The following is a 24,715-nucleotide window of genomic DNA, read 5'->3' on the forward strand; positions in this document are numbered from 1 at the left end:
TTTCAACACACAGCCGCCCGAAGGCGGCTGGGCCATGCCGTGGCCGTCTGCCTGCATCAAATCCGTTTCAACACACAGCCGCCCGAAGGCGGCTGGAGCCTCTCTCAAAAGCCTTACTCCATCAGGTTTCGCAGCCCCGATTTCGCTAAGCTCCTAAGAAAAGTGCGAACGCGAGTATAACACAGCCTTTTCTGTTACACCCACATTCGCAATATCCTGATTGTTAAAGAACAATTCCAATTCGCCAACCCCGCCGTATTTTTATGAGAACCGCAGGTTAGCGATTCACACAATCAACGTATCCTTAAACACATCCACCGCTGGTTTCGCGCCGTGGTGTTCCACTTTGCGTCGCCACTTGCTACCCAGATGGTAAAAGCGCAGGCTGTCGGTTTCGGGGTTGTAGGTTTTCAAGAGTTTGTCCTTTAAAACAACCCACTGGTCGGGCGCGATGTCGCATTCGAACACTGAATACTGCACGCGCACGCCGTAGTCCAAACACAATTTCGCCACACGCCGCAGCCTTGCCTGTCCTTCCGTGTCTTCCAGCGAAATATCGTAAGTAATCAGCATCAGCATTTTTTATTCCCATGTGCAGGCTGCTTTAGAGGTCGTCTGAAAGCATCCAACCCATTTTCAGGCAGCCTGCAAACCTATCTCATCAAAAACGGCGGATATTCCACCAAATCTCCGCGCAAGTGCCGCGCCAACAGCATCGCCTGAATATACGGCAGCAACCCAATTTCTACTTCTTCGCCTAAAAACGGATGAACGATTTTCTCCTGCTTTTTCGCCTGCAAGGCTTGGAACAAGAGCTTACGCGCATCGGCTTTCAGGCTTACCGCGCCACTTGCCTCAGTAACAAAATCCTGCGGTTTGATTTGCCCGCGGTTAATCAGCGACAACACCAATCTGTCTGCCCACCATGCGCGGAATTCTTCCAAAATATCCTGCGCCAAACTGTCGCGACCCGGTCGGTCGGCGTGCAGAAAGCCCACCTGCGGATCCAGCCCCACGCCTTGCAGCGCGCCGCTGATGTCCTTGCCCAGAATGCTGTACACAAACGACAACAGCGCATTCACTCCGTCTCTGGGCGGACGGCGGTTGCGCCCGTCAAAAGTAAAGCCGCTTTTTTCGCTCAAAAGCTGCCCGAACACGCCGAAATAACGCGCCGCCGCATCACCTTCGATTCCGCGCACCACGTCCAGCTCCGCCGCGCCCTTCAACTGCCGCAGCGAAATATTCAAAGCATCGACCGCACTTTGAATCGCCGCATTCTCGCCATAATTGCGAATCTGCCGCTGAAGCACCCGCTTACTCGCCTGAATCTTCGCCGCAATGATATTGCGCGCAATCGGCACGGGATTTTGCTCCGACACCCGATACTGCGCCCGACGCAACAGCACATTGCCGCTCTGCCGCCCCTGAAGCCGTCCCAAATAACGCCCGTTTTCGGTAAAAAACGCCAAATTCACATTATTTTCGCCGCAAAACCCCAGCAGAAACGGCGACACCAGCACATTGCCAAAACAGAAAATATGACCGATGGAATGCACCGGCAACTGCGCCACCTTCTTACGCTCCTGCTCCACCACCAGCGTCTCCCGCTCCTTATGCAGATAGCTGCCTTGGGTGGTGATGTAGAGCGTGTTTTGCAGTTTGCGCATGGGAAAACTCCTTGGGTTTTGACCGCACTTTTTTGGGTATTTAACAGGGTTGCTCTACCTGAAAAACAGTAGGTCGGATTCTCAAATCCGACATTTTTAAAATTACCGCAACAATTTTAAATCATATAAATATCAAAAGGTTGTCGGATGTAAGTATCCGAGCTACACAGACTGAAACACAAGGTCGTCTGAAAGTTTGAGACAATTATTTGAACAGCAAAAACCGCGTGCGTGCGTACCGAACACACCCTACATTTTAGTTTTAAAGCTTGCATCGTTCACAGTAGGGTGTGTGGGCGCAGCCACGCACGCGGTTGGAGGAGATACAGGCTACGGCTTGCTGAAATCATTGCTAGATTTGGTTAGACAGAACCCATAGCACAACAAAATACTTTCTATTTAAATCGTATATCTCCCACCTCTAATGGTAATGCTTTTAATATTTCAGCAAGTGCAAGTAGATCATTTGCAGGCTCTTTCCAAACATATGGTTGTAACAGATTAGGTACAACACCTTTTTCTCCATTTTCATCTGAAAAAACCAATGTAATAATTGAGAATTTTTCATCTTGTCGTTTTCTTGAAATTGCATAGTCAATTTCACTAGCTAAATACTTCTCATCTTTATAGTCTGGGGTAATAAAGAATATAGCAGCACACGAATCAGTCATTCCACTTTGTAAAGATCGTTCTAAATTTGCTCCTGCACTCATTGCTTCTTCATCTAACCACGGGGAAAATCCTAATAGTTCAAGTATAGTTTTAAAGCTACGGACTTTATCCTTATTAATGCTTTTGTGGCTTAAAAATATTTTCATGGGTTCCATATTCATCACCATTTTGTGTTGTAAAAAATTTTCTTTCAAATCTCTTTCTAGATCAGTACGCCAATTACTAAAATTATTAGTTTCATCAAACAAAAATATAGCATCTCGTTTTTTAAGATTTAGCAACCTAAATAATTCCTTCCGAATCATATGTGGATTAGTGCGATCCATTTCATTTAAATTTAATTTAATATTACCAATGCCTAATGTTTGTATGAAAGATGTCGGACCCTGATCTATCAATACTACGACATAATATTTATCGAAACTTCCTAATTTATAATGTGTTCCAGCTATAACAGGCCAATATCCTACTAAGTTTGAGAAACAACTTTCTACATAAATCTTATAAGCTGAAAACGCAATATCTTTTAAGTCCTTATCTCCATTTTCTTCTGCAGGAGCATGTTTAAGTGCTCGATTTAAAATAGATTGAAAATCCATACTAGTTACCCTTAGAATTAAAAAATTGAATAATTTGCATATTATAACAAATACTCGTTAAAAATAAGAGATCGAAAGATATCCCCTAATCCCCAAACAACCCCGCCACATATCCCACACTCCTATCCCGTTTTCCCAACAGCTCCGGCTGACAAATCTCCACCAGCGAGCAGGCTTTGCAGCGTTTGCCGTAGTCGGGCGGAGGTGTTTGGCCGCTGTTTAGGAGTTCGCGCACGGCGGCGATGGTAGCGTGTGTTTGGGCGCGCAGGTCGTCTGAAAACACGACGGGGACGCGGTGGCGGGTTTGCATATACCACAGCGCGCCCTCAGAGATGGTTTGCCCTGTCATTTCTTCCAAGCACAAACCTTGGGCGCAAAGCTGAATTTCGTCCATCGGCTCGGGTTTAGGCTTGCCGCGTTTGTATTCCACGGGTTTCAGACGACCTGTTTTTGTTTCCACTTCCACCAAATCCAGCACGCCGCTGATACCCAGTTTCTCCGCCGACACATGCACCGTCCGCTCAAAACGCACGCCCTTGCGCGTTTCCGGCTCGCCCGAATCCACCCGTTCGTGTAGCGCCTTGCCCTGCGCGGTCAAATAGTTCTCCGCCCACGCCTGCTCGTTGTGAATCAAGGCGCATTGGCGCGGACAGAAGGCGTAGTGTTGCAAGGCGGAAAGGGGAATCAGGCGCATGTCCTGACTTTCCCCTTGGGTTTCGGTTGAAAGTGCGGTCATCTTTTTAAGTGTTTTTACAGCAATTCTTCCACACTCACGCCATTCAGGCCGTCTGAAACCACACTGATTTTGTAATCGCCAAAACCGCTTGCCGGCGTACCTGATTCGCCGTTTACGCGTTCGACTTTTACGGCATCAAACAATTTATGTGCAGGCTGGCTGCCGAGTGCGCTATCGTGTTTGAAAACAATCAGTTTGCGTGCCGCCATTTCGCCACGGGCGGCGGAGCGGTCGTGTTCAAACATCAGCGTCAGGGCTTGCCAGAGTTTGGCTAAATCGTCGTCTGAAAAACCGGTTTTGGCAGCAAGGTTGGCGGAGATAAAGCCGTGCACGCGGTAGAGTGCGTAAGGGACGATGTATTTGCGCCCCATGGTGCGTTCTTTTTCCAAGTCTTTTTCGTTGGTTACCGCCATGCGGGTGATGGAAACTTCCAGCGGCACAATCGGGTCGATGGATTGGGCAAACGCCAGTTGTACCGGGCCGCGCACTTGCCCGCTGTTGACTTCGGTCGTCATAACTGCACCAAAGCTGCGAATATCAAAGAAGTTATTGCACATCCAAGCGGTAATTGCACGCGCTTTAGCTTCGTCTTTGGGCAGTTTTTTGGCTTCCGATTCAATACCGAGTGCTTCATAAGCGCGTTTGTTTTGCAGGTTCAGCACGCTTTTTTCTTTGACGTAGATTTCATAGCCTGCTTGGTTTTCTGCGCTGATTTCGATGAAGTTGCGGATTTTCCGTTTCAGGCAGACATCGGTTACCAAGCCTTTGCTGGATTCGGGATCAAGGCGCGGCATATTGCCTGCATCGGGATCGCCGTTGGGGTTGCCGTTAGTTACATCAAAAAAGTAAACAAATTCATAGCGGTTTTGAATAGCAGACATTTTCTGGCTCCTTAGTTTTCAATGGTTTCAGCGGTTTCTTTTTTAGCAAAATAGCTTTGTTTTTGATGGTAATAGCCGATGGCGAAGCGGCCTTGCTCGTCAATGCTCAAATGGCGAGGAAAGGTTTCGGGCAGTTTGGCAATGATTTCGCCCAAATCTTTATCCAAATTCACCGCCATACCGGCTTTGTCTTTACGCAAGCGCGACAAATGGTGTTTTGCGCCCGACAAAAGACGCGGAAAAACCGAAAACGGCACGGCGGAGGCAGAGCCGTAATAGCGGTCGGCAATACCGGCATTTAATTCGCCCAACGCCTGATATTGAATGCGCTCCAACACGGCAAACAGCCGCCCTAAAAGATAGGCGCGATTCGGGCTTTCATTGTTCAAACTCATAGGAACTCCTTCTTCGATAAAACCTTTTCTAAAACGCCGCTCTAATACGGCTTTCATCATTGCCACGCGCAGACTGTTTACATCGCCGTCGGCGCGGATTCGGGTAATCAGTTGCGACAGCAAACTTAAAGGATATGGCGTGCCGCAAATCACGGCGCGGGTCATTTCACCTGCCAATACGGGCGAAATGTTTTCGCTTTTGCCTAAAACCGCCGTCTGCAACAGCAAACGCCAAACAGAAGGCGGCGTTTTCCACGGGCGCGGTTCAATTTTTAAATCCCGCCAGTGCCATGCCAAATTTTCCGCCAACTGCCCAAATGTGGTGTCCAGCCAAAACCGAACAGAAATCCGCGCGGCATTGGGGGCAAGCCCTAAGATATAAAAACGAGTATTGGGAGAGAGTTCGGGCGTAATTTCTTGCAGCGGACGGCCTTTGTTACTTATTTGTTTCAATACGTTGAAAACTTTGGCGCTTTCTTGTTCGTCATCCGGCGGCGTGAACACTTGCGCGAAGAAGCCCTCGGCAGCCTGCGCCGTTGCGCTATCGTCCGCTTCCGCCCAAAAGACCGTACTGGCATCGCCGATGGTCAAACAGTGATTATTTTCGCGGCGCAAGAGATAGTTCAGCGCGGTGGTGTAGGCAAACGCGGATTGTTCGGAAACGGGCGCATTTGCGCCTTGCTCTTTGCCAAAAGAGGCAAAGGCTTCTTTGTTGAACGAAATAATCGAACCACCGGAGCTTTGCCCGCCAAACACGCCTTTAATCGCCGGATGCAGCCGCGCAATCGGGGCTGTATCACCACTAATCAAGCACAAGCCCTCAAGCGCCTCGTCGCTTTTCAGGCAGCCTGCCCACAAGCTTTGCGCGGCTTCGCGTTTATGGATAAGTGCGGTCGGTTTTTCAAGAGAAAATGCGATGTTGGCATCGAGCATTTCGGCAGGCAGATTTTCGGCGGCGAAATGTGCAGGCTGCCAGTTTTGCAGAAAACGGCATAAGGCTTGGAGGCCTTCATCTTCACTGTTTTGCAGTAAATCGAGATGATATTGTTTGAAGGCTTCAAAAGTTTTTTCAGACGGCGTAAACGGGTTTTCTTTTGCTTCGGCTTTGCTTTTATTTGCTTCCACGCCAAGCGCATAAGAAGTTTTATCCCACAGAAAAAATGGCTTTGGTGTAGTACCAGGGCGTTTGAAAGATTGAGGCACGCTCATCAGTTTCGGCTGCGGCTTTTTATCGGCAGTCAGATTCGGCACAACGGTTTTCAGACGACCTTCTTTATCCAACACCAAAATCCAGCCGATTTTCTCCTCGCTAAAGCCATAAGGCGGCACTTTCGGGTTGCCCATTTCATCGGTTTCTGCTGCCAAACGGCGGTAATAGCGGGCAAGGGACGCAAGAATCATGCTTTCACCTCCTCGGCGTAAAACGGCGGCACATCAATCACGCCGTCTTTCATTTGTGCACGGAAAAAATGCGGCGTGTTGCCGTGGTCAAAATCAATATCGTGCAGCATCCAGCCTAAATCGCGGTTTGCCTCGCTTTCCGATAACGCCGACGGCGGTAGCGGATCACCCTCATCAATCAAAGTAAAATCGGCAGGGAATTCACGCACGCCCAAACAAGGCTGCTGAAAGCATTGCCCCTTTTTCGCACGGCGTTTGAACATCTCGATATGCTTGGTAACGGTCTCATCCGCCCCCGCTTTTGCCGTCAGCACCGCATGGGCTTCAATCACATAAGCCACATCTTTAAGCACCGTCGCCGCGCGCTGCTGGCGGTCGTCTTCAATCAGCGTATATAAATCGGCAACGCTCTTGCGCTTCATCGCTCCGCTAACCTTACCTGCCGAAATCTTGCCGCCCAACTCATTGCGCCGCACCGACTCAAATCGAATCGGCTTCAACACATAAATGCGGTCAATCACCCAGCGAATCGCCGGTTTCCAATGCACCGCCGCCAAAACCCCGCGTGCCGCCGACGGCGTGATGACATCATAAGAAACCCGCTCCACCTTCATCTCCGGACGGGTAAAACAGGCGTAATTGCCCCAAACGTGTAGGCGGATTTGGTTTGCCATACAAACTCCTTAACACACAGCCGCCCGAAGGCGGCTGATCGTCACGTTAAATTAACAACTCTAGTTTCAATCCACACATTTTATAATGTGATATATTAGTCTTCTTTAAATTTTATAATTAAATTATTTGGTAATAGTAGCTTTCGCAAAGTTAGTAAGTATTTGAGTGCTAGGATGTGCAGACAAGCTAACTAATTTATTTGTGAGAGCTATTGGAAGTAAGGCATTTTCATACATATCACAATGTAATGATTCAATGACGCTTAAAATCTCATGTAAATTAGGGATGTCATTTCCATCAGGATTCTTTTTTAAATCTTTAACCGGTAAGGATGCTACATACATTTGACCAAATTTAGTTTTAAAAATAATTTTGTGTCCATAATATGAAGTACTGGCATAAGGTCTATTAGCATCCTCATGTCCAGGTGAAATATAAGAATAAATATATTTGTCGTTTAGAATTAAAATAGAACCATTTTCCATCTTACTTTGAATTTGAGATGCGTGTTCAACAAATGCACCACTCTTTTCCAATCCAATCAAAAACAAATTGTGATTTTCAAATAACCAATTATTCAAATCCAGCATAAGTCGGTGCATTCCTGCTGTTACACCAAACCATCCAGTTGGTCGATCAAGAATAAAGATGGTTTCATTAAGAGTTTGACGATTTTTATCCAATAAACTCCTAATAATATGCAAAAGCATGAGATGCTCTACTAATCCCGTAACGTACCCACTAATACCAGATGCACCTAAATCATCATCTATAATTTCATGTAATCTGAAAATATCACTCAGGTATATATCTCCATCATTTGATGAGAAGGTATAATTTTGCATTTCATTTTCTTCTAAAAGAATATTTCTAGTATCGGAATTACAAGGGTGAGAAGCTAAATTCCAATGTTTTTCCTCTACCCCCCTATGGTGTTTATACCTATGAAACACAAACCATGCTAAGGTATCCAATAAACTACTGTTTTCCCCCATATTTTCTGATTTAAGAAATTCAAATAGACTTCTTCTTACCGAACTTGTTAGTGAGGAGCAATCTTTTCTTTTTACACCTTTAGTGCATAGCGGCAATTTAATCCGAGCAATATTCCTTAATTTTTGCATATCTTCAGGGGCTATATGCTTCTGCTGCTTCATATTCTTTAAATCTTCTGTTTTAAAATATAAAGCTCCAAATTGAAAAAAATGTAATGACGCACTTGGATATCCTATTTTCAGTGGTATTTCAGTATATCCTCCATCGATTGCAACAACATGCTTCAAGGAATGTTCACAAGAATTATGAGGAACTGTTAAACTTGATATCGATACCTCAGGCAAAACATCAGGTATATAAAAATTACTCAAAGCTGACTGTACAACCTCATCGTTTATAATATGATGATGAGATGATTTGCTTGCTTTTTCAAAAGGTTTTTTTCCTACGCTAGAGTAGCTCATAATTATCCCAATCTATTTGCCAAATTTATCTATTTGAACAGGTACAACAAACGAATTTGAGTACGTTTTTACTCTTACAAAGCCTTTATCTGTATTCTGGCTAAACCGAATTAAACTATCGCTAAAGTCACTAAAATCATAATATTTTCTCAATTCTTTGATTTCATCTTCATTATTAAGATGAGAAATAAACCAGTTTTGAGTAGCTTTCAAAATATTACTGCTGATAGAACTAACTTCCTGAGTAGCATATACCAAACCTAAATTTAATTTAGCGCCTTCTTTTGCTAGCCGATTATAAATTTGACTTAAATCCTTATCGTCTTTTTTAGGAAAAAGGTTATGTGCCTCTTCAAAATAAAATTGAATGAAATTATTAGGTTGAGCATTAGTAAATCTATTCATAGAATCTCTGAAGATACGACGCGTAATTCTTTCCGAATACATTCTTTGTAATTCTTCATCTCCACTAGATAAATCAGCAATAACAATTTTTCCTTGACGAAGAGCTATTAAGATTTTATCTTCAAATGGTTGGTCAGATATGCTAGTATGTTGGGGTATTATTGGTCTTAATGTGCTATAACCACTATTTTTATAGCCATCAAAACTTTTCTTAGATAAAATTCCCAATAAAGATTTCAAATCTTCATCAAGATATTCATTTCCATTTTTTCTTTTATAATCATCAAGAAATTCCTTTACTGTTTGAGTTACAGTGTTGCCCTCCCTCTCAGATCTAGGTTTTATGTCATTGTGATACAAATCACAAAGCTTAGACCACCATTTCGTAGCTAGATCCAAACTAATTCCTTTATCTAAAGAGTCAGTTGTAACCTCATCAATACCAATTATTTTCAATAAATTTTTATCTATTTTAAATTTAACTTTTTCATTACCTGGCTCTTTGAATCCAGCAGAGGATAAGATGCATTTATAAACTGCTATCTTTCTATCATATCTATATTTAGCAGAATAATTTTTCTCATAATCATGCGGAGTCTCTAAATTTACTGATTTAAATGCTATCATAAATCTTGAATTATCATCAGCAATTAAAGGGTATGATTTAATCAATTCAAATCCAGCTTCAATTTCTTTATAAAAATTAACCTTCATTACTTCAAAACCTTCTTTTTCTACAATAGAATAACGATCGGTTTTATCTTGATATATATCAAATATAGCTGTTCCCTCATCTTGAAGATTGGCATTAGCATATTCACCATTAATATCAAAAATAATCTGCCCGATGGGATACTTGGGTGCATCACCTACAAATTGCTTTAAAATCTCTTCGGGACTTTCATTCTGTTTATCTAACTGATATTGAGCTAATTCACTCATCTGTTCATTAGCCTGAATAATCTTTTTAATACTATTAGATTTACCAGTACGAGTCATACCAAATAAAGCCGTGCGTTTTCCTGCAAAATCTTTTGCTTGTATATAAACAGGAATATTTCCAATATCATTATTAAATCTTTGGCTTGAGCTATAACGGATAGAACCTATTCGAATATCACCATTTCCTCCAGGTACGCTATTTTCTCTGTAATTCGCAATTAAACCTAAAATTTCATTTGATGGTTTAATTACTGAATAATTATGAGCAGCATAGAAATTTTCTACATCAGCACCAAATCTCAAATTCTTTTCAGAATCTAAATAAAATGATCCCAAGATAGAGCAACGTAATCCAGAAAATCCAAATTCATATCTGGAATATTCATCTAACTGGCTTTGTTTAGTGTTTCCAGTTCGAATATGATCCTTATAATAATCAACCATAGAACTTACTATATCTTTATCTGTTGGAAGTTCTGCTGGTTCAATAACTCTCAATAGCAAAGCCTCTTGAAGGTTATCCTTTCCTGGATCACAATCATAATATGCTAAAAGAAAACATCCTTGTGGAACCCCGTTTGCTCGTTCCTTCCATGCATCAGCCATTAGAATTGAGCTACTTGTATAAGAAATCTTAAAAGGTCTACCTACAAATATACCTGTATTCCAACTCCAATTTGTTTCAGGATCACCTTCACGTTCAAATTTACGTTCAAATAAATTAATATTTGCAATACTTGATGAAATACTCAACATTATTTATACCTCTTTATAACTCAAAATAGGGTCTTCAAATCTAATTTTGGCCTGCTCTATATAACTCTCTTGAAGCTCAATAGAAATCCAATTTCTGTTTAATAGTGCGGCTGCAAATCCTGTGGTATTGCTTCCAGCAAACGGGTCTAAAATCAAATCTCCTTCATCTGTTAAATATTGAATAAAAAATTTTACAAGGCCAATGGGCATTCTTGCTGGATGAACTGTTATGTTCTGTCTTTTGCACTCTCTATGAAAAAAATCGTTCGATACTGAATTAGAGAAAGAAAAGGCATTAGGTAACCTAGGTTTTCTATTTTCATCAATACTTTCTATTTCAAATAAATTGTGAGAAATTGCACCACCTCTATCATTTAGGAAACTTTTCTCCCCAATACTATGTTCCGATGGTCTCTTTCCTGCATTATAAGACCCTCTTTTTAATAAACTTTTCATAGCTTCACTGTAGGGTCTTAGTACTTTTCTGTTATCAGCTTTTGGATAGTCTGTTTTTGAAAACCACCATACATGTGTGTAGCTATCAACAGTACGAAGAGGATTAACTGTGACCCATTGTGCAGGAGAAGGTAATCGAGAAGGGTTATAGCAAACAAATTCTTGTATAAGTCTTAAATTTGTCCCTGCAGATTCTGCAATAGACATTAATGCCTTCAAAGCCAACAAGCTTTGAACGGGTCTACCAGGCTCCCAACTATTACCTAATTCAACAACTAATGAACCATTATCAGCTAATTTTTCAGCTAGCAATGGAGTCAACTCTTTAATCCAATTTAAGTATTCTTCTCCTGTTTTATTACCATAACTCTTCTTTTGATTAAGAGGATAAGGAGGGGAAGTAATGATTAGATTTACTTTGCCATTTAGATTGCTAAATGATTTACTCTGCAAAAGATCAAGAGAATCGCCTAAATATAAAGCTCCACTTTTTCTTTCGAAAACTTTGGAGGTATTTCTGGGGAATTTATTTTTTTTCATAACCTTTTTTATTTAACTTATTACATTTAAAAAAATCTTGGGAGGTATGATAGCCTTTTCCTTACACCATATCAATTCTATAGATGTTAATTTAAAATACCAAACTCTCTCTCTTCAAAAACTCCATATCCTCCCAAGAAAGTCCCGCCACGTCATCATACAAATCCCGCCCAATCAGCGTATAAAACTGTTTGCCGAAGTTTTTCTCATTTATCGGTTCGATACGCCCTGCTTTATACAAAGCGGCGAGGGCTTTTTCAGGGATTTGGACGGTGTAGGGTTGCAGTTTGCGTAAGAGTCCGCCGATGTGGTCGGCGTGGTGCAGGCTGCTAATAAGGTTTTCGGCATCAACATCGAACGGAATAATCAGCGGCTGCATGTAGCTTTCGATCATGCAGAATTTGTCGGCGATGGTTTGGAATGGGAAATCGAGGCTTTGCCCTGTATCGTTGTGCATTTTCAGGATTTTTTTATTGTCTAGTTCGCTGCCTTTTAATTGATAAAGTTCGGCGAAGTAAGCTGCGACGGCTTGGGTGGATAAGAGGTCGTCTGAAAAGCTGTCAGCGGTCAGGCGCATAACGGCGGCTTGGGTGGCAAGTTCAGGCGGGGCTTTCCATTGTTCTTCGGGTGCGAATATCCATACAAAGCTGTTTTCAGGCGGCCTTTTGCCTTCGCGGTTGCAGCGTCCGGCGGCTTGGGCAACGCTGTCTAAACCTGCTTCGGCGCGCATCACCAGCGGAAAATCCACATCCACGCCTGCTTCGATTAAGGAGGTGGCGATAACGCGGCAGGGTTCGCCGTTTTTCAGACGGCCTCGGATCTCATCAAGCTTTTGGCTGCGGTGTTTGGCGCACATTAAGGTGGTCAGGTGGAATGTGCCGTCAAGGTATTTGACTTGGTCATACAGGCTGCGGGCGTGGCGGCGGTTGTTGACGATGATAAGCATTTGCGGGTGCTCGCCAAGTTTGGCGAGCAAGTCGGCGTCGGTTTGTGTGCCGATGTGTTGCACGGTGGTGCGGCGCAGTTTATCGAAAAGTGCGGTCGGTTTTGGGGCGATTTCGCGCACGTTTTCAAAGCCGCGATAGAAGCCGTTTTCGGCTTGCACGGCTGGCTGGGTGGCGGTGCACATGACGACAGAGCAATGATAGTTTTGCGCCAATTCTTTGATGGCTTGCATGATGGGCAGCAAAAGATTGAGCGGCAGCATTTGCGCTTCGTCTAGGATGATGACGGAGCCTGCGATGTTGTGCAGCTTGCGGCAGCGGGAGGAGCGGTCGGCAAAGAGGGATTCGAAGAATTGCACGGCGGTGGTCACGACAATCGGCGCGTCCCAATTTTCCGAAGCAAGGCGCAATTTATCTTTGGTGGCGTCGTCTTGCAGTTCGCCGTCGTCGAAGGTGCTGTGGTGTTCCAACACGGCTTGTTCTCCCAATTCGCCAAAGGCTTTGCGAAACTCGGCGGCATTTTGTTCGATGATGCTGGTGAACGGGATGACGTAAATTACGCGCCGCATATCGTGCTGTTTGGCGTGTTCCAGCGCGAACGCCATGGAAGTGAAAGTTTTGCCGCCGCCGGTCGGCACGGTAAGCGTGAACAGCCCTTGCGGTTGTGCCGCTTGTTCTACGGCATGATCGAGAATTTCACTGCGCAAGCGGTTTAAGGCGGCATTGCGTTTTTCAGCTTCAGTTTGCTCTGGAGCTTGGGCGATACGTCGTCTGAAATCGTTGATAAATTGATTGAAATTGTGTTGTAGGGCGTTTAGATCGGGATAACCGCCGCGCTCGCTGGCTTTGTTTTCTAGGCTTGAATAAAAGGCTTCAGTATCAAGATAATCGGCATCCACCAAGCAAGAATAAAGCATTCGGGTGAAGAAGGCGTAGGAGAAAAAAGGATGATGCGCGTCGGCTTTGAGTGGCGGTGCTGACAGGTTTTGAGGGAGTTTGATTTCTTGTTGCCACAGGTTATCGAGGGCGGGAATATCTGCGCCGAATTGCAATGCTAAACGCTGCTTTAACGTACGGCGGTTATCACCTTCGCCATTGCCATTTGCAAGCCCCGCATGATGCCCCGCAATGCAAAACGCCATCAGCTTGCCGATAACATCCCCCCAACGCTTGACAGCAATTTTTGCTCCGGCGGTAGCGTGATCGACTGGAGGGCCGCCATGCAATCGGTGATTAAAGGCTTCTGAATATTTCCCCAAATCATGCAATTTCCCCGTCTGGCAGGCAATCTCCTGCGTACCAAATACCCGAGCAAACTCCGCCGCCATTTCACCAACATTTACCGAATGGCTTTGCAAGGTTTGCCAATGTTCGTAAGGTAAGAGATTGCCGAGTTTGTCTTGCGCGGAATGGGCGTAGTAAATTAGAGATTTCATATTGAAATTCTAAAAAATTCAAACTGATATCATGCAATGATAATATGATATTAAATTTAATATGTAAATAGAAAAAATGCCGTCTGAAACTTTTTCAGACGGCATTGTCATTGATTAATCTTTATAACTTGCTTCTAATATCCTCCACCGCTTTCACTAATGCTTCGGAAAGCAAGGGATCAAAAGAAGAGTGGCCTGCTTGGACGATTCTTAATTCCGCTTCAGGGAAGGCTTGCGAGAGTTCCCACGCGCTTTGCATCGGAGTGCATAGGTCGTAGCGGCCTTGAACGATGATGGTTGGGATATGGCGGATTTTATCGATGTTTGCCAAAATGGCTTTATCGCCCTGTAACCAGCCTTCGTTCACGAAGTAATGATTTTCCATTCTTGCGATGGCAAGGGAGGCTTGTGGGTCTTCATCCACGTCTTTAGGTTCAAACTGAATAAGGTAGCTTTCCCAATCTGCCCATGATTTGGCCGCTTTGAGGCGTGTGGCTTCATCTTCGCTGAACAGCATTTCATGATAGGCTTTAATTAGGGCTTGGCGTTTGTTTTCGGCCACGGGGGCAATGAATTTTTGCCATTGCGCCGGATAAATTTGGCTGACGCCGCCTGCTTCGTTCAACCATGCCATTTCAGACGGCCTGCACAGGAAAATACCGCGCAAAACTAAGCCGCTGACGCGATCGGGATGGGTTTCGGCATAAGTCAGCGACAAGGTGCTGCCCCATGAGCCTCCGAAAACCAGCCATTTTTGGATACCGAGCATTTCGCGTACTTTTTCAATATCGGCAACCAAATCCCATGTGGTGTTGTCTTCGATACAGGCATAGGGTTTGGAACGTCCACAACCGCGTTGGTCGATTATGACGATGCGGAAATGCTCTGGATTGAAAAAGCCGCGACAGGCAGGTGATGCGCCTGCTCCGGGGCCGCCATGCAGGAAAATCACGGGGTGGCCATCAGGATTGCCTGATTCTTCCCAGTAGATTTCGTGAATGTCGGATACGCGCAAAAGGCCGCTATTGCGTGGTTCTTGAATCGGATACATGAGCTTTCTCCTTTGTCTGATGAATATGTTGATTGTAACACTTTGCCTGCTGATTTTTCAGACGGCCTACATAGGTTTATCGCTATAAATGACGTAAAATAGCAATTTTTTGACAGGATTATTTATGGCTGACAACAAACAAACACATGCTGCACCCGAAGGACAACTTTTATTGCGTACGGTAGCCATGCCGCGCGATACCAATCCTAATCAGGATATCTTCGGCGGCTGGATTATGTCGCAAATGGATCTGGGCGGCGGTATTTTGGCGGCAGAAATCGCACAGGGACGAATTGTAACCGTGGCCGTTCAAGAAATGAATTTTATCAGGCCGGTAAAGGTCGGCAACGTTGTATGTTGCTACGGTCATTGCGTCCGCGTAGGCAATACTTCTTTGCAACTAAAAATCGAAGTATGGGTGAAGACTTTGATGAACGATATGGTAACGGAAGACCGCCAACTGGTTACAGAAGCCGTGTTCACTTACGTCGCTATCGATTCACAAGGCAATCCACGCCCTATTCCTCGCGAAAGCAATGCAAAGCTGGCTCATTTGTAAGTTTAAAAAATCAAAACAAGGCCGTCTGAAACCTCAACGTTCAGACGGCCTTTTTTAATACAGAAGCAAAATGTAATAATATTTCTTTTGAGCTAAAGCAAGGTGAAGTATCTGTTTTTTATGTTTAATTCAGGCTGATTGATAAAACAAAGACCGTACACCGGCTCCTTATAACACTGCCCTACCGCGACAGTTTGCGCCACATTTAAAACGGCGTTCCCTCCTCAACCCACTTTAAGGAACATCATGGCTTCGCGCGATTTATACCCACAGGAAATTTTACAGGTTGTTCTCGACAAAAGCTGCGCCAAAGCACAATCCAGCATTCCCACACTGGCAATCTTGAGCGTTTTAGCCGGCGGATACATCGGCTTTGGATATCTTGCCTATTTAAAAGTAGTCAGCGGCATACCTCATGAATGGAGTGGTTTTGCCACTTTACTCGGCGCAGCCGTGTTCCCTATCGCCTTGATTTGTATCCTACTTGGCGGCGGCGAGCTGGTAACCAGTAACATGATGATCATGTCTTTAGGCAGATTGGCCGGACGGATTTCCTCCAAAATGCTGCTGCGCAACTAGGTTATCGTCTGCATGGGCAATTTGGTGGGTACGCTGGCGATGGCGTTTTTCCTCGGATACTATGTCGGCATGATTGAAGGCAGCGTAGCAGAAAAAAACATTGTCGTCGCGGAAGCAAAAGTCCATATGGATTTCGGTCGCGCTTTTGTATCGGCGGTCGCATGTAACTGGATGGTCTGCATGAGCGCGTGGCTGCACTTTGCTGCTAAAAACACAACCGGACGAATGCTGGCCATTTGGTTCCCCGTCATGATTTTCGTATTAAACGGCTTCCAACACCTTGTCGCCAATATGTTCGTTATCCCCGCAGGTATTTTGGCAGGCGCAAACATCACATGGGGACAATTTTTCTTCAATATGATTCCCGTATTTCTGGGCAATGTCGTCGGTGGCGCATCATTTGTTGGTGCATCTTATCTTTATACTTATCGAGACACGCTGAAAGATAGTACCGAATAGCCTGCTTTATAAACAACAAAACCTGCTTTTGAGAAAGCAGGTTTTGTTTCAGACAGCATTGGTATCAAGTTTTAAAATCCATTCGGACACATTATTCAGATAAATCATCCAAACAAAAAAAGAGCCGTTTTTAAAACGGCTCTTTCCAATTCTTTGGTCGGAGTGAAAGGATTCGAACCTTCGACCCCTTGCACCCCATGCAAGTGCGCTACCAGACTGCGCCACACTCCGACTCGATAAGCCGTGAATTTTAGTTTCAAACGCTGATTTTGACAAGTGCTTTTTAGAAAGGGAAATTTACTTGTTTGAAAACATTTGAATTATTTGCAAGCAAAAAAGGCCGTCTGAAATCGTTCAGACGGCCTTTGATTATTCAGTCAAATATCAAGCTTCAACCGGAATAATACCGATTTTGGCCTGCCATTGTTTTGGCGCAATGGCGTGAACCGATTCGCCGTTGCTATCCACCGCAACAGTCACAGGCATGTCTTTGACTTCAAATTCGTAAATCGCTTCCATACCTAATTCTGGGAACGCCAAGACTTTAGATGCTTTAATGGCTTTGGCAACCAAATATGCCGCGCCGCCGACAGCCATCAGGTAAACAGCTTTGTTATCGGCAATGGCTTGACAAGTCGCTGCGCCGCGTTCGGATTTACCGATCATACCCAGGAGGCCGGTTTGTTCCAGCATTTGGCGGGTAAATTTATCCATACGAGTGGAAGTAGTCGGACCGGCCGGGCCAACAACTTCGTCACGGACTGGATCAACCGGGCCGACGTAGTAAATCAGTTTGTTGGTGAAATCTACCGGCAATTCTTTGCCTTTATTGAGCATATCAACCAAACGTTTGTGCGCGGCATCGCGGCCGGTCAGGATTTTACCGTTTAGCAACAATACGTCGCCGGTTTTCCATGTGGCCACTTCTTCTTTGGTCAGGTTGTTGACATCGACTCGTTTGCCGTTGTCAGGGCTGTAAGTCAGATCCGGCCAATCTTCCAAAGATGGGGCTTCCAGTTTGGCCGGGCCTGAGCCGTCCAATTCAAATTCGATGTGGCGGGTAGCTGCGCAGTTTGGAATCATGGCAATCGGTTTGGAAGCCGCGTGGGTTGGGTAGTCAAGGATTTTGACATCCAGCACGGTGCTCAAACCGCCCAAACCTTGTGCGCCGATGCCCAAAGCATTTACTTTTTTGTAGAGTTCCAAACGCAGGGCTTCGGTTGTAGACAATTCTGCACCGGAATCGGCTTTTTCTTTAAGCTCCTGAATATCGATATGGCTCATCAGGCTCTCTTTTGCCATCAACACTGCTTTTTCAGGCGTACCGCCGATACCGATACCCAAGATGCCCGGAGGACACCAGCCGGCACCCATTTGAGGAACGGTTTTCAATACCCAATCAACGATATTGTCTGAAGGGTTGAGCATGGCAACTTTGGTTTTGTTTTCAGAACCGCCGCCTTTGGCTGCGCAAGTGACTTCGACTTTGTCACCTTTCACGATTTCCATATGTACAACGGCAGGCGTGTTGTCTTTGGTATTTTGACGTTTGCCAGCCGGGTCAGCCAATACAGAGGCGCGCAGTTTGTTGTCAGGATAGGTGTATGCACGGCGTACGCCTTCGTTAACCATTTCCTGTACGCTCATCTCGGCATCCCACTGCACATCCATACCCACTTTCAAGAATACGGTCGCAATACCGGTATCCTGACAAATCGGACGATGGCCTTCAGCACACATACGGCTATTGACCAAAATTTGCGCCATCGCATCTTTGGCGGCAGGGTTTTCTTCTTTTTGATAAGCCTTATACAAAGCCTGAATGTAGTCTTTAGGATGGTAGTAGCTGATGAATTGGAAAGCGTCAAAAATACTTTGGATAAAGTCTTCTTGCTTGATGACGGTCATGATTGTGTTCCTTTTCGGAGTCATGGTAGGGAGGATTTGTTTATTTCTTTAAGAGACCGATTTTTTCAGACGGCCTTCAATAGTGTAATAGTGCTTTCAAATGAATGACCCAGACAATATCATTTTCATACCTTATTGATTTAAATGAAATTTAATATCGCATTAAATTACTTGGTTATTGATAATCTATATCCACTAGCCATTCACTTAAATAGAAGTAAAATTACATTGTTTTTAAATGATAATCTTATTGCACGGCCGTCTGAAAATATTTGCCTTAAGTATCTGAGAAAGAAATTTAGTAGCTTGTATTTAAAAGGAAACTAACAAAATTTCAGACAGCCTTTCTTATTTTCCAATACAATACACAATTGTAAAATCCGTGTCATTTTTTGTTTACAATCATTCCTCTATGAAACCTTAGGTTATCCCTATCATCAAAACCACTAAATTCTAATACACTTCGACTCATACAGATAAATATTGATTTTAAAAGAATTTCTGAGTAAATAACTTGGATATTCCCTCACACGCAATAAATGTAATAAAAATACAATTAATTAAATTATCCACTATTCCAACTTCCAATTTCACAGGAACAAACCATGAATGAAAATTTGTTAACCCTGACCATAGACGGCCATGAAGTCAAAGCTTCCGCCGACTCGTCAATCATTCAGGCCTATGCCCGTGCCGGCAGCGCGATTACTGCCAACGTCGGTTGTATGGGGCAAGGCATGTGCGGTTCGTGCCGCTGCATGATACGCAAGGAAGGCGAGCGTGAGGTAACGACTGCGTTGGCGTGTGAAACCAAAGTCGAAGAAGGGATGCAGGTCAGCTTCTTGGACTACTTCATTCCCGAGCATATCCAATATTACGACGTGAGCGAGGTCGGCGACGGCTGGAACTGTTTGGACGATACCGCCAAAGCCTTTCCTGAAGCGCAAAACTGCCGCCATTGCGGCGGCTGTAATCGCGCCTGTCCTAAAGGTTTGCAAGTGGAAAACGGCGTAGCGCAAGTAGTTTCCGGCGATTTCGGCGCGGCTGCTCTGACCTTCGACCAATGTGTGATGTGCAACCTCTGCACCCTCTCCTGCCCCGAACACATCCGTCCGAACCACTTGGGCTTGTTCGCACGCCGTATGAAAGCGGCGCGTACATTACGCCCTGTGGATTTGATGCGCCGCCTGCAAGAAATCGACAGCGGCAAAATGAAAGTCGAATTTGAAGAGGAGGCAATGTGATGGCGAAAAAAATCCAAGGCATAGACTACGAAACCGCCCTTGCCAACCTGCGCGCTTCCTCATTGGAACTGCGTGGCGACCTGCCGGAAAAAAACGAATTGTTGAGCCAGTTTCACCCCGACTATCAGGCCAATGCGCGCGTCAAACTGCCCATCGGTCCGAATACGGGCGATTACTGCCATCCTGATTTGGCGAAACTGCTGATCAGTCATCCGCTGATTGACGACTATGATTTGTCGGGCGCGGAACATTTGAACACCGACGTGCTGGTTATCGGCGGCGGCGGTGCGGGTGCGGCGGCGGCGTTGTCTGCGACCGAAGCAGGCGCGCGCGTGATTATGGCGAACAAGCTGCGTATCGGCGACAGCAATACGGTAATGGCAGAAGGCGGCATTCAGGCTGCAGTCGGCGCGGAAGACAGCCTGCAACAACACTTTGATGACACCATCAAAGGCGGCCACAACGCAGGCAAGAAAGAATTGGTGGCGCAAATGGTTACCGACGCGCCGTCCGCCATCCGCTGGCTGATCGGTTTGGGCATGACTTTCGACCTTGCCAAAGGCGCGGACAGCAACGGCATGTTGAGCCGAAAACGTGCAGGCGGCACGACCGTGCCGCGCATCCTGAGCTACCGCGACTTTACCGGCCTCGAAATGATGCGCGTACTGCGCGAGGCGGTCGAACTCGACGAAAACATTACCCAGCTCAACCGCCACCCCGCCATCGAATTATTGTCGGACGAACACGGCCGCTGCGTCGGCGCGATTTTGTATGATTTGGAAAAAAGCTCTTTGGTATTGGTTCACGCCAAAGCCGTGGTCTTGGCAACCGGCGGCAGCGGACGGCTGCATTTGCAGGGTTTCGCCACTTCCAACCACTACGGTGCAACCGCCGACGGTCTGGTGATGGCATACCGCATCGGCGCGAAACTGCGCGACATCGATTCATTCCAATACCATCCGACCGGCGTCGCCCATCCGCCGCACTTGGCGGGCGCACTGATTTCCGAAGCCGTGCGTTCCGCAGGGACCAAACTGGTCAACGGCTTGGGCGAACGTTTCGTTGACGAACTGCAGCCGCGCGACGTTGTTGCCGCCGCCATTTTGCGCGAGTGCCGCGAAGGCCGCGGCGTAGTACGCGACGGACAGGTCGGCGTGTTCCTCGACACCCCGCGCCTGATTGAAAACGATCCTGATGTGTTGAACCGTTTGGTTACGCTCGGCCACGTCGCCCATAAATGCGGCATCGACCCCGCCGTCGAGCCTGTAATGATTCATCCGACCCTGCACTACCAAAACGGCGGTGTCGAAATCAACGGCGACGGCGCAACCTGCGTCGAAGGCCTCTATTGCGCCGGCGAAGTAACCGGCGGCATCCACGGCCGCAACCGCCTGATGGGCAACGCGCTTTTGGACATCATCAGCTTCGGCCGCCGCGCAGGTAAGGCTGCCGCAAATTGCGGCCTGCCGCTGAAAAAAGTACGCGGCGGTGTCGGACACGTCCACGATCTGCAACGCGAAATGACCCGCGCCGGACTGACCAGCGACATCAAAGCCCCCGTTTTATATCCCGACTACGGCAAATTCGATTTGCGCGAACACGCCGGTTTGCAGGAGCAACAATCATGAACCAAGCCAATCAAAACTTACTGCACTCGTCCCGTCAAGTCGGCGCGGATTTGGCCGCGTGGCGCAAAGTCGGCGGCGGCGAAGGCCTGCTGGCGGCACTTGCCGATCCTCAAAGCATCGTTTCCAAGCTGCAAGACGCCAACCTCTGCGGCATGGGCGGCGCAGGTTTCCCGACCTGGCGCAAATGGGAGGCGGCCGTTGCCGCACAAAGCAAACACGGCGACAAATACGTCGTCTGTAATGCCAACGAAGACGAACCGGGTACGTTCAAAGACCGCGTGCTGCTGGCGAAAACGCCGCACCAAGTCATCGAGGGCGTACTGATTGCCGCCGTCGCCTGCCGCGCCAACAAAGCGATTATGTATGTCAACCCGCACCAGACCGAATCCATTGCCGCCATCGTACCCGCCATCGAGCAGTGGAAAAAAAGCGATTTGTTCATCCGCATCGAAAACTATCTGGGCAAACCTTTAGACCTGAAATTGGTCGAAACTTCAGGCCGCTACATCGGCGGCGAAGAAACCGCCGTGATTTCATGGTTGTAAGGCGGTTTCCCGTTCCCGCGCCGCAAGCCGCCGTTCCCTGCTGAAAGCGGCGTAGAAGGCGAACCGACCTTAATCAACAACACCGAAACCTTCGCCAACATCCCGCAAATCCTTGCCAAAGGCGCGGAATGGTACAAATCGCTGGGTCTGGGCGATGCTGCAGGCACGAAACTCTACTCGCTCTCCGGCGACGTATTGAATCCGGGTCTGTACGAACTGCCGATGGGTACGACCCTGCAATCGCTGATTTTCGACCACGGCGGAGGTATGCTCGAAGGACGGACGTTTAAAGCTGTATTTACCGGCGGTCCGTCAAACACGCTCCTGACCGTAAAAGATTTGGATGTGCCTTTGGACTTCGTGTCCGTGCGCGAACGCAAATCCAGCCTCGGCACGGGCGCGATGATTGTGATTTCCGAAGGAACCAGCGTCGTGCGCAAAGTGGCTGAGTATGTGGAATTTTTTGCGTCCAACTCATGCGGACAATGCCCGCCATGCAAAGGCGGCACGTTCCAACTTTCACGCCTGCTCAACCGCGTGGATACCGGCATCGGCACTTCAGACGACCTCCGCGCCTTGCAAAGCCTGTGCCAACTGTTGCCACGAAGCGGCCGCTGCGGCCTGATTGACGGCGCGGTTACCGTGTTGCAAAGCTCGCTGCGCACCTTCCCCGAAGAATACGGCCTGCCGGCGGAGCAGGATTAATCCGATACGGCGTTTCAGACGACCTTTTCTATATAGGAGGTCGTCTGAAAAATGCTCGTAGGTTGGGACATGAACCAACATTTAATTCTTTGTTGGGTTTCACAACCGAACCTTCCCAAACTACTTACCAAATGCTTCGCCAGCAGAAAAAAACGATACGGTGTATCTTGAGGTTTTGCCCTCTCCCTAACCCTCTCCCACGGGAAGAGGGGACGGATTACAGAAAATCCGATAACGGTTGATTTCAGCACCATTATTCCCTCTCCCGCGGGTAGAGGGGACAGATTGCGAAAATCTGATAACGGTTGATTTCAACGCCATTATTCCCTCTCCCCGTGGGAGAGGGTTAGGGAGAGGGCAAAACGTAAAAGCTCAAGAAACGTCGTCTGAAAAAGATGGCAACACAAAAATACGCATGACACAAACACCCAAAAGAAAAACATAAAAACAACCACACCCAAATACGTTTCAGACGACCTCTCCCCGCCAAAATCAGGCACACGTCGTCTGAAATCCGATTTCCCCGATACCTCAAACTAGGAGACTCAACATGGGCTTCAAGCCAATTCCTGCTGCGGTCGCACTTGTGCTGACGCTGCTTATCTGGTTCGTTATCCCCGTTCCTCAAGGCGTATCGCCTGACGCATGGCATCTTTTGGCATTGTTTGTCGGCATCATTGCCGGCATCATCGGCAAAGCCATGCCTATCGGTGCAATGGCGATTTTGGGCATTACCTTGGTCGCGCTGACCGGCGTGACCAACGAAAAAGCCGCCGACGCAACCAAAGACGCTTTGAGCAGCCTCAACAACTCACTCATCTGGATGATCGGTATCGCCATCATCATCTCGCGCGGCCTGTTGAAAACCGGCTTGGGTATGCGTATCGGCTACCTCTTGATTTCCCTCTTCGGCAAACGCACGCTGGGCGTAGGTTACAGCTTGGCATTGGCCGACTTGGTCATCGGTCCGGTAACGCCGAGTAATACCGCGCGCGGCGGTGCGATTGTGCATCCGATTATGAAATCCATTGCCTTAAGCTTCGACTGCGATCCTGAAAAAGGCACGGAAGGCAAAATCGGTAAATACCTTTCTTTGGTCAACTTCCACTCCAACGTGATTACCTGTCTGATTTTTATCACTGCTACCGCACCCAATCCGCTGGTAGTCGAATTGGTTGCCAAAGCCACCAATTCGCAAATCCAACTCTCTTGGGGTACTTGGTTCTTGGCGATGGTCGTACCCGGCCTGCTTGCTATGCGGCTGATGCCGCTGGTGCTGTATTTCCTGTATCCGCCTGAAATCAAACAAACCCCTAACGCCACTGCATTGGCAAAAGAGCATTTGGCTGCCATGGGACCGATGAAGCGTGAAGAAAAAATCATGCTGGGCATTTTCCTGGTTCTGCTGCTGTTGTGGGCGGGTATTCCCGAGATGCTGTTCGGCGTGAAAGTTGATGCTACGAACGGTTTATAAAATTCCGCCCACTCGTCCCAATCCCGAGATGCTGTTCGGCGTGAAAGTTGATGCTACCGCCACCACCTTCCTCGGCTTGAGCCTGTGTCTTTTGACCGGCGTACTGACTTGGGACGACGCGCTGAAAGAAAAAAGCGCGTGGGACACCATCGTTTGGTTTGCGGCCTTGGTGATGATGGCAAACTTCCTCAATAAACTGGGCCTCATCAGCTGGTTATCCGACTCCATGCAAAGCGGTATCGCCCACATGGGCTTGGGTTGGGAAGCCGGTTGTGCCCTGTTGATGCTGGCCTACCTCTACGCCCACTACGTTTTCGCCAGCGGCACGGCACACGTTACTGCCATGTTCGGCGCATTCTACGGCGCAGGCTTGGCCTTGGGTGCACCACCGATGTTGTTTGCCCTGGTTATGGCATCCGCTACCGGCATCATGATGTCGCTAACCCACTACGCCACTGGTTCCGCTCCTGTCATTTACTGCTCCAACTATGTGACCATGACCGAATGATGGAAAGCCGGCTTCATCATGAGCGTGCTCGAAATCCTGATTTTCGGCACTGTCGGTATATTGTGGTGGAAAGTTTTGGGCTACTGGTAA

The 24,715-nt window shown here is 46.8% G+C and carries 16 protein-coding genes, 1 tRNA gene and 3 pseudogenes; 6 read left to right on the plus strand and 14 right to left on the minus strand.

Going from position 1 to position 24,715, the window contains the following annotated elements; genetic code table 11:
- Positions 1-285: 285 nt before the first annotated feature.
- The 12 genes from cas2 to pip form a co-directional block, all read right to left on the minus strand.
- Positions 286-579, minus strand: a complete 294-nt coding sequence (gene cas2 / locus HMPREF2872_RS09990; protein ID WP_070633335.1) for a CRISPR-associated endonuclease Cas2 — start codon at positions 577-579, stop codon at positions 286-288.
- A gap of 74 nt (positions 580-653) precedes the next feature.
- Positions 654-1,667 carry a type I-C CRISPR-associated endonuclease Cas1c gene (gene cas1c / locus HMPREF2872_RS09995; protein ID WP_070633336.1) on the minus strand — a complete coding sequence of 338 codons (1,014 nt, stop codon included), beginning with the start codon at positions 1,665-1,667 and terminating at the stop codon, positions 654-656.
- 395 nt (positions 1,668-2,062) lie between these two features.
- On the minus strand, positions 2,063-2,938 hold the full coding sequence (locus HMPREF2872_RS10000) for a toll/interleukin-1 receptor domain-containing protein (protein ID WP_070633338.1): 876 nt from the start codon (positions 2,936-2,938) through the stop codon (positions 2,063-2,065).
- An 85-nt stretch (positions 2,939-3,023) separates the two neighbouring features.
- Positions 3,024-3,674 (minus strand): CRISPR-associated protein Cas4, encoded by a 651-nt coding sequence (gene cas4, locus HMPREF2872_RS10005; RefSeq protein ID WP_070633340.1) that lies wholly within the window; start codon positions 3,672-3,674, stop codon positions 3,024-3,026.
- 14 nt (positions 3,675-3,688) lie between these two features.
- A complete protein-coding gene (gene cas7c, locus HMPREF2872_RS10010; RefSeq protein ID WP_070633342.1) occupies positions 3,689-4,555 on the minus strand; it encodes a type I-C CRISPR-associated protein Cas7/Csd2 in 867 nt (288 codons plus the stop codon).
- A gap of 11 nt (positions 4,556-4,566) precedes the next feature.
- Positions 4,567-6,351 carry a type I-C CRISPR-associated protein Cas8c/Csd1 gene (gene cas8c / locus HMPREF2872_RS10015; protein ID WP_070633344.1) on the minus strand — a complete coding sequence of 595 codons (1,785 nt, stop codon included), beginning with the start codon at positions 6,349-6,351 and terminating at the stop codon, positions 4,567-4,569.
- Positions 6,348-7,025, minus strand: a complete 678-nt coding sequence (cas5c, locus tag HMPREF2872_RS10020; protein ID WP_070633346.1) for a type I-C CRISPR-associated protein Cas5c — start codon at positions 7,023-7,025, stop codon at positions 6,348-6,350. The genes cas8c and cas5c overlap by 4 nt, the downstream gene beginning before the upstream one ends.
- 123 nt (positions 7,026-7,148) lie before the next feature.
- Positions 7,149-8,486 carry a DNA double-strand break repair nuclease NurA gene (locus HMPREF2872_RS10025; RefSeq protein ID WP_070633348.1) on the minus strand — a complete coding sequence of 446 codons (1,338 nt, stop codon included), beginning with the start codon at positions 8,484-8,486 and terminating at the stop codon, positions 7,149-7,151.
- A 12-nt stretch (positions 8,487-8,498) separates the two neighbouring features.
- Complete coding sequence (locus HMPREF2872_RS10030; RefSeq protein WP_141752884.1) at positions 8,499-10,589, minus strand: ATP-binding protein; 2,091 nt, start codon at positions 10,587-10,589, stop codon at positions 8,499-8,501.
- A gap of 3 nt (positions 10,590-10,592) precedes the next feature.
- Entirely contained in the window at positions 10,593-11,585 is a 993-nt protein-coding gene (locus HMPREF2872_RS10035; RefSeq protein ID WP_070633350.1) for a DNA-methyltransferase, read from the minus strand.
- A gap of 91 nt (positions 11,586-11,676) precedes the next feature.
- The gene (locus HMPREF2872_RS10040) at positions 11,677-13,965 is read right to left on the minus strand and encodes a CRISPR-associated helicase/endonuclease Cas3 (RefSeq protein ID WP_070633352.1); all 2,289 of its coding nucleotides are present in this window, start codon (positions 13,963-13,965) and stop codon (positions 11,677-11,679) included.
- 121 nt (positions 13,966-14,086) lie between these two features.
- On the minus strand, positions 14,087-15,016 hold the full coding sequence (pip, locus tag HMPREF2872_RS10045; protein WP_070633354.1) for a prolyl aminopeptidase: 930 nt from the start codon (positions 15,014-15,016) through the stop codon (positions 14,087-14,089).
- 124 nt (positions 15,017-15,140) lie between these two features.
- Here pip and yciA point away from each other — a divergent pair, with 124 nt between their 5' ends.
- Both yciA and HMPREF2872_RS10055 read left to right on the plus strand, forming a co-directional pair.
- Complete coding sequence (gene yciA, locus HMPREF2872_RS10050) at positions 15,141-15,575, plus strand: acyl-CoA thioester hydrolase YciA (protein WP_070633356.1); 435 nt, start codon at positions 15,141-15,143, stop codon at positions 15,573-15,575.
- A gap of 246 nt (positions 15,576-15,821) precedes the next feature.
- Positions 15,822-16,613 (plus strand): annotated as a pseudogene (locus HMPREF2872_RS10055) (formate/nitrite transporter family protein).
- 154 nt (positions 16,614-16,767) lie between these two features.
- Here the strand turns inward: HMPREF2872_RS10055 and HMPREF2872_RS10060 are convergent.
- Together HMPREF2872_RS10060 and HMPREF2872_RS10065 are read right to left on the minus strand one after the other, a co-directional pair.
- Positions 16,768-16,844 (minus strand) — tRNA-Pro (locus tag HMPREF2872_RS10060).
- 153 nt (positions 16,845-16,997) lie between these two features.
- Entirely contained in the window at positions 16,998-18,521 is a 1,524-nt protein-coding gene (locus HMPREF2872_RS10065) for a fumarate hydratase (RefSeq protein ID WP_070633357.1), read from the minus strand.
- A 605-nt stretch (positions 18,522-19,126) separates the two neighbouring features.
- Between HMPREF2872_RS10065 and HMPREF2872_RS10070 the strand changes: the two genes are divergently transcribed.
- From HMPREF2872_RS10070 to HMPREF2872_RS10085, 4 genes and pseudogenes are all read left to right on the plus strand, one after another.
- Positions 19,127-19,765: a 2Fe-2S iron-sulfur cluster-binding protein gene (locus HMPREF2872_RS10070; RefSeq protein ID WP_070633359.1), complete on the plus strand. Its 639-nt coding sequence runs from the start codon at positions 19,127-19,129 to the stop codon at positions 19,763-19,765.
- Positions 19,765-21,393 (plus strand): FAD-binding protein, encoded by a 1,629-nt coding sequence (locus tag HMPREF2872_RS10075; RefSeq protein ID WP_070633361.1) that lies wholly within the window; start codon positions 19,765-19,767, stop codon positions 21,391-21,393. Before HMPREF2872_RS10070 ends, HMPREF2872_RS10075 begins: the two co-directional genes overlap by 1 nt.
- Positions 21,390-22,643: pseudogene (locus HMPREF2872_RS10080) on the plus strand (NADH-ubiquinone oxidoreductase-F iron-sulfur binding region domain-containing protein). The gene HMPREF2872_RS10075 and the pseudogene HMPREF2872_RS10080 overlap by 4 nt, the downstream one beginning before the upstream one ends.
- Positions 22,644-23,193: 550 nt before the next feature.
- Positions 23,194-24,715: pseudogene (locus HMPREF2872_RS10085) on the plus strand (DASS family sodium-coupled anion symporter).

Source organism: Neisseria sp. HMSC069H12 (assembly GCF_001812735.1).
Lineage (GTDB): Bacteria > Pseudomonadota > Gammaproteobacteria > Burkholderiales > Neisseriaceae > Neisseria > Neisseria subflava.